Below are 9,589 nucleotides of genomic sequence, written 5' to 3'. Positions count from 1 at the left end.
ACCCTGTTTCTGAGCGCCCTGTTCACTGGGCGGGGACGGTTTCTGCCGGGAGCCGTGTCCGCAGCGATGCGTCGCCTTTTTCCCGTGTCCGTTGCCCTGCTGGTCATGCTGGCGCTCTCTCGGCTCATGGTCCATGCGGATATGATCGCCAGCCTCGCGGCGGCAGCAGCAGGTGTGGGGCAAGCCTGGCCGCTTCTGGCGCCCTACGTGGGTGTGCTTGGAACCTTTATTACGGGCTCCGCAACTTCTTCGAACATTCTCTTCACTGAGTTTCAGGTCTCGACCGCACACAGCGTGGACGTGCCACCCGCAATCCTGGTGGCTGCTCATGGGTTCGGATTAGCGATCGGCAACATCGTTGCGCCACACAACATCATTGCCGGAAGCGCGACGGTGGGTTTGATCGGACGCGAAGGCGAGGCATTGGCAAGCACCTTAAGGCCGTGCCTTATCTACGCCGCCATTGGCGGGCTCTTGGCGTTCGGCTGGGTGCAGGTGGCTCGGCCACCACTCTGAGCTGATGACGGCGCTGGTTGGTTTGCAGGGCCCGACCAAGGTCTCAGCCTGCGCGTTGATCAAATGGTTCGAACCGGCATCCGCGATGTCATGGGTTGAGCGACCCCTTTCCGCCCCCCCCCACACACAAAGGACCCAAGCCTAGGCTCAGGACCCATTAATTGCCGGCTTTGTTCGTGATCCAGGCTCCGCAAGGAGACCACGCATGAGCAACTTGTTCTGGCTGGCTGAGGCGCAGATGGCGCGCCTCCGTCCGTATTTCCCAAAGAGCCATGGCCGTCCCCGTGTCGATGACAGACGGGTCTTGAGCGACATAATCTTTATAAATCGCAATGGGTTGCGCCGGTGCGATGCTCCTAGCGAGTATGGTTCGCCAAAGACGCTCTACAACCGGTGGAAGCGGTGTAGTGGCATGGGGGTGTTCGCCCGGATCGTGGAAGGGTTGGCGGGCGAGGGCTCGGACCGGAGGACAATCATGATCGACGCGACCTATCTCAAGGCTCACCGCACGGCTGCCAGCCTGCAGTTGAAAAAGGGGGGCGTGGCAGGCTGATTGGACGGATGAAGGGCAGGATGAACACAAAGCTCCACGCCGTCTCCGACAGTATCGGGCGCCTGATCCGCTTCTTCATCACCGCCGCCCAAGTCAGCGACTACACTGGTGCCGGGGCAATGTTGGATAGTTTGCCATAGGCCGACTGGCTGCTGGGAGACCGGGGATATGATGCGGACTGGTTCCGCGAAGACCTTATCGATAAGGGGATTACCCCCTGCATCCCGGTGCGGAAGTCGCGCGACAAGCCTGTCCGATACGACAAACGCCGCTACAAGCGCCGAAACAGGATCGAGATCATGTTCGGGCGCCTGAAGGACTGGCGCCGCGTCGCCGCCCGCTATGACCGCTGCCCCAAAGTCTTCCTGTCAGCAATCGCCCTCGCAGCAACTGTCTTGTTGTGGCTCCGAATCAATGAGTCTGGAGCCTAGCTCACAAGCGCAGCCAATCGCCATTTGCGCGGGTGGTATCACCGTCCGTCTCGACTTTTCAGTCGTCTGAGTTGCAGTCCGAGTTTTCCATCTCGTCGTCGGGCATCTGCGTATTGCACAGCAAGGCTGACTGAAGATCGGTTCGCTCCAGGATCGCTCCCTCGAAAACGGCGCCGCGCAGATCGGCCCCAGTGAAATTCACATCCGCAAGCGTTGCATCGGCGAAACTTGCACCGCGCAGGTCCGCGTCTTCAAAGCTGACGCCGGACAGATCGGCGTTATCGAAAACCGCTACGCTGAGACCTGAGCGATTGAAAAGCGTGCCGGACAGTCTTGCGTCGCGAAGATCAATGCCCATGAGGCGCCGATCCGACAAATCTTGCGCTTCGATTTCGCAGCTCTGGCAATCGCCTAGGGCGCGTATCTCGGACTCGGGACCGTTTTCCTGCGCGGAGGCAAGGGTGGCGAGAAGCACGGCGAAGCCCGCGCTCGCGGACCAACGGGTGAGCTGTCTTTTGAAGCATGTGATCATTTTTGATCCTCTTTCTGGATGGTTGCCACGGCCCGCACTCGACGTTCCCCTTCTTCGAGCACGGTAGCGGAGAGACGGAATCCTCTGCCGCCGCCTGCGATGGATTCCTAGCGCACCAGAAGGATGGGCACCTTGCACGTGCGCATCATTTCGAGACTCGTCGATCCGACAAAGAGTTTGCGTAGCCGAGAGTGACCGGAGGCGCCCATTACTAGGTGATCGAAGCCCTCGTCCTCGATATGCGTGCCGAGCGCTTCTTCCGGCTGCCCAGGCAGGATCGCGGATTCCACGGCATGTCCCGCGGCCTTCAGCATGGCTTCGGCGTCCTCGAGGCGCTTTCTGGCGGTCTCCGTATCTGGACCGACCGTGACAATCCGGATGGAAAGACCCGCATAGATTTCCGAGCGTGCCGTATAGTCCACCGCGCGCATGGCGCTCTCGCTGCCGTCATAGGCGATCAGCACCTTCTCGATCGGCCGAAACGCGCGAGAGGCAACGAACAGCGGCTTTGTAGCAACGCGCACGACCCGATCCAGATTGGAGCCCAAGTGGCCCTTCGCGAAATCGGCCGCCTCACCACGTTTTCCGACAAGGATCATTTCGGCGCGGTTTTCGGTCTCCGAGATCGCCTCGACGAGATCGCCATGTCGCAAGTGCTCGCTGACCTCGATACTGGCCTCGTCCAAGATCCCTTTTGCGTCCTCAAGAATCGCGCGTCCCCGGTGAATTGCGAGCTTCGCGCGCTGCTCGTCCAACGCCGACAGTTCATTGAGAAGGGCGGTCCGGGCACCCAGGGCAATGGCGCCCGATAGGTTGGACCCGCCGCTGCCTTCGCGGCGGCCCAGAACGTGCATTAGTTCAACGCTGTAGCCGCCACGCCCTGCAATCCAGGCCGCATGGTCGCAGACACTTCTTGAGTAGGTCGAGCCGTCCACCAAGGCGATGATCTTGTCTGTCATGACGTCTCCCTCTCTTAGTGCGCGATCAGTTTGTCCACGGCGCCGGGCTTGTCGTGTATCGCAAGCCGGTCGACCAGGGTTTCAGATGCTGCGTTCATGCCGACGATCTCGACCTCCGAGCCGTCCCTGCGGAACTTGAGCACGGCCATGTCGAGCGCGGCAACGGATGAGATGTCCCAGATATGGGCGTTGCTCACGTCGATCACCACGCGCTCGGCAGCCTCCTTGAAGTCGAAGGCGTCCATGAATTCCTCCGACGACGCGAAAAATAGCTGGCCCTCCACGCGATACGTCCGGACCCTGCCATCCTTCGACAGTGAAGAGGTGACACCGAACAGCTGCGAGATCTTGGCGGCGAAGAATAAGCCTGAAAGCAGCACGCCGACCAGCACGCCGATGGCAAGATTGTGGGTGTAGACGACCACCGCCACGGTCGCGAGCATGACGATCGAAGAGGATCTCGGATGGGTTTTCAGGTCTTTGATCGACGACCACGAGAAGGTGCCGATCGAAACCATGATCATGATCGCGACCAGCGCGGCCATGGGAATCTGCGCGACAAGATCGCCGAGCGCCACCACCATGAAAAGAAGGTAGATACCGGCCGCTGCACAGGACAGTCGTCCCCGACCGCCCGATTTGATGTTGATGATCGACTGCCCGATCATCGCGCACCCCGCCATGCCGCCGATGAAGCCCGTCGCGGTATTGGCAAGACCTTGGCCCACGCACTCCTGGTTGCGATCGGACTTCGTATCAGTCAGATCGTCGACGATATTCTCGGTCATCAGGCTTTCCAGAAGACCGACAACGGCCACCGCTACCGCGTAGGGCAGGATAATGCCCAGCGTCTCAAGATTGAGCGGAATGTCGGGGATCAGGAATACCGGCAACGTGTCGGGTAGAGCGCCCATGTCGCCGACCGTGCGCACGTCCCACCCCATTGCCATGACAAGGATGGTCAGCAAGATGATCGTGACCAGAGGCGATGGCACGGCGGTGGTCACGTAGGGTAGCAAGTAGATGATCGCGAGGCCTGCGGCGACCAGCGGGTAAGTTAGCCATGGCACGCCCACGAGCTCGGGGATCTGCGACATGAAGATCAGGATCGCCAGGGCGTTGACGAAGCCCGTCATCACCGACCGCGAGACGAAGCGCATCAGGTTTCCGAGCCGGGCGAACCCAGCGGCTACCTGAATAAGTCCCGCTAGCACAGTCGTCGCCAGCAGGTATTCGAGTCCATGATCGGCGACCAGCGTGACCATCAGGACAGCGGTCGCTGCGGTCGCCGCCGAGATCATGCCCGGCCGACCGCCGGCGATTGCGGTAATGACGGCAATCGAGAACGAAGCGTATAGCCCAACCTTGGGGTCGACCCCGGCAATGATCGAGAACGCGATCGCTTCTGGAATGAGAGCAAGCGCGACGACCAGACCTGATAGCAAGTCGCCGCGAACATTACCGAGCCACTGGCGTCGGTAGGTATCGATGTTCATCGTTGAATATTCCGTTCCGAACCTGCGCGGCGTTTGCCGCACCGGCCATCTATCTGTAGATTGTCTTGGTTGGCCCGGCGGATCGGCGGCCGGGAGAGCCACCCGGGGGATTGCACCCCAGGTCCAGATGATTGGACAGCCGATACTGCGGCGCGCCGCGAATAACAAGTGTAGAAGGCCGAGACAGCTCTGCCGGCAGCATCCGGGCGACAGAGAAGCCGTATGAGACCGCCATCGAGAGCCCGGTGACCCGCGCTCCGGGGCCAAAGCTTGTATTATGCCGGGCTGGGGGCGCTCCGGTGTCGCAAGCCTTCACCGTGGGAGCCATCGCCGAAGCGTCGCCATCGGCCGCGGCGCCGCCACTCGCGTTCGAACCGTATCGATTGTTTAAGACGGTCTAGGCCGCCGACTGGGCTGACGATCACCGGGAAACGGACCGTATGATATGATCGGACATTAATGTCCCCCTGCAAGCGAGACACCACCGACACCAAAAACGATTTTCTATTTGATAACTGGTGCCCGGGGGCGGAATCGAACCACCGACACGAGGATTTTCAATGCTCGCGTTTGTGTGGGTGATTTCTGTTTCTTGGCGGTGGTTTATCTGTTTTTTGCCTCATCCCCTTGCCATGTTTTTGCCATGTTAACGGGTAAGCCATTCTGTCATGAAGGGGCGGTGAGGTAAGAATTTCTTGCTTCGGTCAGGTGTGATCGCTCAACAGCCCATGAACCGCTTCACCTTCCTCTTGGTCTGAGGAGAGGCGCAGATGCCGTTTCGAACACGTAGAAATACCTGCGCGTTCAAATCATCACGGACAATGATCGATCCGTCCTCAACGCCGGTTGTCAGTGCTTGGGCGGAAAAGATGTCGGCCTTGCGATACAGAACGTAAGACCGATGTCTGATGAACCCGTGATCATGGGGTTCGAGAATGCAAGTCTGGTCACATAAATCGTTAGTATAGGAAGCTATGCTAACGAGAACGACATCCCCGGAGTCGTTCGGTTCACAACATACGATGTGTAGGTGCTTTTTGTCGGGAGCATGGAATGTTCCAGACGGCACCAATAGTGTCGCCCGCTCATAGACCGGCACGGAACCTCAGAGCGCTTTAAGGAAATTACGCGACCGACGATGCTCAAGCACGGCTTCTTCTTGCTCGACAGCATTCTCGACGCCAAGCACCTCCATCATGCGGCGCAGCGCGATGGGGCGCGAAGACCCGTTCGGATCTTCCCACTCCGGCACGTTCTTGGGATCATGGGTCCAATCGCGAAGTGCCCATTGGTTCATCGATCCAAACCGATCCCAGATGTCATCCAGCACCGCCACATCCGCTTCGGACAACTCGTCCAGATCATCGGGATCAATGTTGCGATCCTTCAGGCCGACCCGGTGAAGTGCGCGATCCGTTAGAAACTCGGTCCAACCTGCCGCCTGCGCAGGATCAACAACGCCTTGTATGTGGTCGTAGGTCGTGGTGTTCACTGGGCCGTGGGGGAGGGAGTAATGATCCTCGTCTTGGATCGGGAACCCGTGACGGGCGATGCTTTCGCGGTCAGCAAGGTACACAAGCTTAACCGCCTTGAGAATGTTCAAGGGGTTTCTGCCGTTCTTCACGGCAAGATAGGCTATGGTTTGCGCTGCTTTACGCGGATCGTAAGACATGTTGTGTGGTTCCCTTATGCGCAACATGTAGTTGCCTATCGACTTTTCCACAATCCAGTTCACAAAACGTGATCGGGGCTAGTCTCATTAATGACTCACCTCGGTGTGTGTCAGCGGGGATGGTCCCTAGACCAGCGCACCGCTACGGGTGAAGAGTTACCTTTGATGGCGACGGGGCGCGTCAGCGGCGATCTGGGGCCACAGGGTCTCGCTTGTCGCCTCGGATCACAACCTTGGTAGCCCTGCCGATCACGGTAGCCACCGATACCCGGTCGGGTGTGGCGCCGATCTTCACGACGATATTCTTGGTCATCGTGGGTTTCCCAGCCCGCCGTATTCGAACGCCTCCGAGACCCGGCGTGTGATGAGCGCGTCGAACTGGTCGCGGACGGTCTCGGCGATGCGGCCTGCATCCTCTTCGCTGGCGTCACCCTCTACGTTGACGGTGACTGTCGAGCCTTCCACGGTAACGTGTCCGCCGCCGCCTGCGCCGTTCATCTCGACAGGGACCTTGCGTCCTCGGGATAGGGGGATCACGGCTTCATTGGGATGCAAGATCGACGGAATCCCGCCCCCGGTTACACCGCCCTCGGCGAAGTGCGGCGCATTGGCGAAAGCGCTGATCGGCGCGGCGTGCTGGGTCACGGGCTGGCCAGCGATTCCACCTTCTTTGAACCCGCCGAACATCCCGAGGATCGGGCCAAGGAAGGACCCGATGCCCCCGCCACCGGTTGGCGTCGGGGCGCCCATGGCAGGGATCTGCGCGCCGGTCAGGGACGCGCGAATGGCGGCTGCAGCCTGTTGACCACCTGCAGCGATGCTGGCCTGCATGATTTGCGCGCCCTGCTGGGACCCACGCACGACCCCGCCGCCAACGCCCTGTGACAGGCCGGGTGCAAGCTGGCCTAGGATGGCCTGCGCGGCGCTACGGGCGAACGCGCGACGTAGGTTCTGGGCCAGTTTCTCGGGGTCGAACTCGCCCGACAGGACGTCCGTCAGGCCATCCTCGGCGGACTTGGCGATGGTGGCCTTCGCATCTTGGATGGCTTCGGTGATCGACGGCAGACCGTCCAAGTAGTTCTGAAGGGGGTCGGCGGACGCGGCTTCTCGCAGAAGGGCTAGGGCGTCGATCTGGGCCAGCATTTCGGCGGTACGGCCCCGGTCTACTGCGATGCCCGCCCGCTGCGCTTCGGTGTAGAGTTGTGCGGCTTCCATGCTGGCGAACCGCCCCGCCCGCACCATGTCGAGCGCTGCCGCCTCATCCTGAAGACTGGTCAGGCGTTCCGTGATGGAATCGTTGAGATCGCGGACTGCGCGGGCCTCGTCCGACAGGGCGCGCGACCGAGACCCACCACCGCCGCCGCCGCCGCGACGGGGCTTCGGGGTTAGATCTTTAATCAGTTGATCTACAGGCGTGTAATCGAGGGACGACTCGTAACTGTCGTTCATCCGGCGTGGGTCACCGCCGCGACCGGAGTACTGCTTGGATTCAGCGTTCGCGAGTTGGTTGTGCAGCGCCAAGGCCTGCGCCAGTTCGGCCTTTAGAGCCGCTGCCGTGGTCACCGCCGGATCAAGGGCGGGAGCGATAGTGCCAGCCGCTCCGGCGAGGTCATCCGCCGCCTTCTGGGCCGCGCGGGTCTCGGCGTGAAGGTCAATGGTTTCGTCCAGCGCGGAGGCCAGTTCCGGCGGGAGGTCTGACGCCGCAACACCGGCCTCGCGAAGGAATCGCTGGACGTCCTGAAGGGCGTTGCCGATTTCCTCTGGACCCCGAGCGGCAGCAAGGTCGCCTAGGAGGGTTTCGAACGTGCGGGCCTCTGCGGAGGTCACGCCTAGATCGCGCTGGATGCGGTCGAGCGTGTTCTGGTAGTCGCGGCCCGCATTGGTCGCGACCGTGTAGGCGCTGGCAGCATCGGCGAGGGTGGTGGCTTGTTCCCTCAGTGCCGCGTTCGCCTCAGTGATGCGGAGCTGCGCCTGAAGGGTGGCGAACTCTCGCACTTTGATAGCCGCCTCGCCGTACTTCGCCGCCAGTTCGCTGGTTGACATGGTCAGCGTGTCGGTAACGGCGTCCAAGTCAGATTGTAGCGTTTTGAGACTATCGAGGCGGTCGGCGAACGTGGCAGCGTCACCCTCTGCGGTGAGGGCTGAACTTGCCCATTGGATCAGGGCCGCGCCGCCCGCCACGGTGCCGAGGGTTGCGAGGCTGATGGGGTTGACCATGGACGTCGCGGCGGCGGCGAGACCTGCCATGGCGCCACGGGTCCCGCCTGCATCACGGGACATATCATTCAGCACCATTGAAAGCTGCGAACCCTGCTGCAAGGCAATCCGCATGGGGTTCTGGCCCATCTCGGCGGTCACGAAGACGTCCTGAAGCTGGAATGCGGCGTTCTGGGCTTGGTAGCCGGTGCGGCCCATGGTCTGTCCGTAACGGTCCATTTGACCCGAGGCGGCGGCAAGGGTCTGGGCAGCACGTTGGCGCGCGTCCGTGGCCATCTGCGAAGTCAGCACGCCCTCACGTTCCGCGCGGGCGATCTCCTGCAGACTCTGTTCATAGGTCTTGCTGGCCGCGTACAGGGGGTTGTACTTGGCACGGAGCTGGTCGAGTTCGGTGGCGTGTTCCTGTGCCCCGGCAGCGGCACGGCGTGCGGCCCGGCCTTCCTCGTACATGGCATTAGTGCGCCTTTTCATCGCCGATGCGACGTCGCTGAAGTCGGCGCGAGCCTGACGAACTTGCAGACCGGTCGAGGCCCCGGCGAGACGGCCCTTTAGGCGGTCCAGTTCGCTGTTGAGCGTCTTCAGGCCTCGCACGTCCCCAAGTTCGTGCATGCGCTCGTTCAAGCGCGTGGTTTGGTCCATGGAGACGCGCATGGCGTTCTGCGCCGCCAGATGTGCAGAAGCCGTTGCCTTGCCCCATGACTGTACCCGGCGGTCGAGTGCGGTGAATTCCTTGGTGGCGGCGGTCACGCCGCGTGTATCGACCGATAGCTTCGCCGGGGCCTTCAGTTTCTTGAAAGCGCCATCTGCTTCACGGTCGAGACTTTGCACGGCCCTTTTCATAGCCTCCACGGCACCGACGAAGGTCCGAGAGCCGCGCCGCGCGTGACCCGCATTAATCTTGAGACGCAATTCATGGTTTTCGTGGCTCACGACAATTCCTCGGATGGCGTAGGGTGGAAAAATACGCGCATCGCCCGCAATGAGGGCAATCGGGGCGATGCGCGTTCAAGGGAAGATCGCACGGGATGGCAACACCGTACGATCTAATTTACCATATCACAGGTTTAGGATACTACCTAGCGTTTGGTAAAAATGGACCTCAACTTTTACGGTCAATTCTGCATAAAAATTGAAATTTTCTAAGGGTAGTTTGATTTTCGGTTTCCTGACGATGGTATCGGTCTGGGTCCCCCGATGTTGTAAGGAATGAGTC

At 60.8% G+C, this 9,589-nt stretch carries 7 protein-coding genes, 1 pseudogene and 1 other annotated feature; of the genes and pseudogenes, 2 read left to right on the top strand and 6 right to left on the bottom strand.

What is annotated here, in order from left to right; all coding sequences use genetic code 11:
* Both BUB76_RS16825 and BUB76_RS17440 read left to right on the top strand, forming a co-directional pair.
* A partial coding sequence (locus BUB76_RS16825; protein WP_175550336.1) for an L-lactate permease occupies nucleotides 1–516 on the top strand: 516 nt, incomplete at its 5' end.
* A 205-nt stretch (nucleotides 517–721) separates the two neighbouring features.
* Nucleotides 722–1,500: pseudogene (locus BUB76_RS17440) on the top strand (IS5 family transposase).
* Between the two features lie 58 nt (nucleotides 1,501–1,558).
* Here the strand turns inward: BUB76_RS17440 and BUB76_RS16810 are convergent.
* The 6 genes from BUB76_RS16810 to BUB76_RS16790 form a co-directional block, all read right to left on the bottom strand.
* Nucleotides 1,559–2,032 carry a pentapeptide repeat-containing protein gene (locus BUB76_RS16810; RefSeq protein ID WP_084140734.1) on the bottom strand — a complete coding sequence of 158 codons (474 nt, stop codon included), beginning with the start codon at nucleotides 2,030–2,032 and terminating at the stop codon, nucleotides 1,559–1,561.
* Nucleotides 2,033–2,139: 107 nt separating this feature from the next.
* Nucleotides 2,140–2,991, bottom strand: a complete 852-nt coding sequence (locus BUB76_RS16805) for a universal stress protein (protein WP_073130511.1) — start codon at nucleotides 2,989–2,991, stop codon at nucleotides 2,140–2,142.
* A gap of 14 nt (nucleotides 2,992–3,005) precedes the next feature.
* Nucleotides 3,006–4,487: a SulP family inorganic anion transporter gene (locus tag BUB76_RS16800; RefSeq protein WP_073130508.1), complete on the bottom strand. Its 1,482-nt coding sequence runs from the start codon at nucleotides 4,485–4,487 to the stop codon at nucleotides 3,006–3,008.
* A 68-nt stretch (nucleotides 4,488–4,555) separates the two neighbouring features.
* Nucleotides 4,556–4,615: a sequence feature (sul1 is cis-regulatory element that is thought to sense ions involved in sulfur or methionine metabolism; They are found in Alphaproteobacteria), on the bottom strand.
* A 977-nt stretch (nucleotides 4,616–5,592) separates the two neighbouring features.
* The gene (locus tag BUB76_RS16795; protein WP_084140733.1) at nucleotides 5,593–6,159 is read right to left on the bottom strand and encodes a Panacea domain-containing protein; all 567 of its coding nucleotides are present in this window, start codon (nucleotides 6,157–6,159) and stop codon (nucleotides 5,593–5,595) included.
* A 181-nt stretch (nucleotides 6,160–6,340) separates the two neighbouring features.
* On the bottom strand, nucleotides 6,341–6,472 hold the full coding sequence (locus tag BUB76_RS18285; RefSeq protein WP_269085831.1) for a hypothetical protein: 132 nt from the start codon (nucleotides 6,470–6,472) through the stop codon (nucleotides 6,341–6,343).
* The gene (locus BUB76_RS16790) at nucleotides 6,469–9,306 is read right to left on the bottom strand and encodes a phage tail length tape measure family protein (protein ID WP_073130501.1); all 2,838 of its coding nucleotides are present in this window, start codon (nucleotides 9,304–9,306) and stop codon (nucleotides 6,469–6,471) included. The genes BUB76_RS18285 and BUB76_RS16790 overlap by 4 nt, the downstream gene beginning before the upstream one ends.
* Between the last annotated feature and the right edge of the window lie 283 nt (nucleotides 9,307–9,589).

Source organism: Palleronia salina (assembly GCF_900141995.1).
GTDB classification, from domain to species: Bacteria; Pseudomonadota; Alphaproteobacteria; order Rhodobacterales; family Rhodobacteraceae; genus Palleronia; species Palleronia salina.
This window is presented reverse-complemented; position numbering and strand designations above follow the sequence as displayed.

Excerpts from the sequence above, each read along its gene's own strand:
- BUB76_RS18285 (WP_269085831.1), bottom strand. The coding sequence starts at position 6,472 with ATGACCAAGAATATCGTCGTGAAGATCGGCGCCACACCCGACCGGGTA.
- BUB76_RS16800 (WP_073130508.1), bottom strand. The coding sequence starts at position 4,487 with ATGAACATCGATACCTACCGACGCCAGTGGCTCGGTAATGTTCGCGGC.
- BUB76_RS16805 (WP_073130511.1), bottom strand. The coding sequence starts at position 2,991 with ATGACAGACAAGATCATCGCCTTGGTGGACGGCTCGACCTACTCAAGA.
- BUB76_RS16795 (WP_084140733.1), bottom strand. The coding sequence starts at position 6,159 with ATGTCTTACGATCCGCGTAAAGCAGCGCAAACCATAGCCTATCTTGCC.
- BUB76_RS16810 (WP_084140734.1), bottom strand. The coding sequence starts at position 2,032 with ATGATCACATGCTTCAAAAGACAGCTCACCCGTTGGTCCGCGAGCGCG.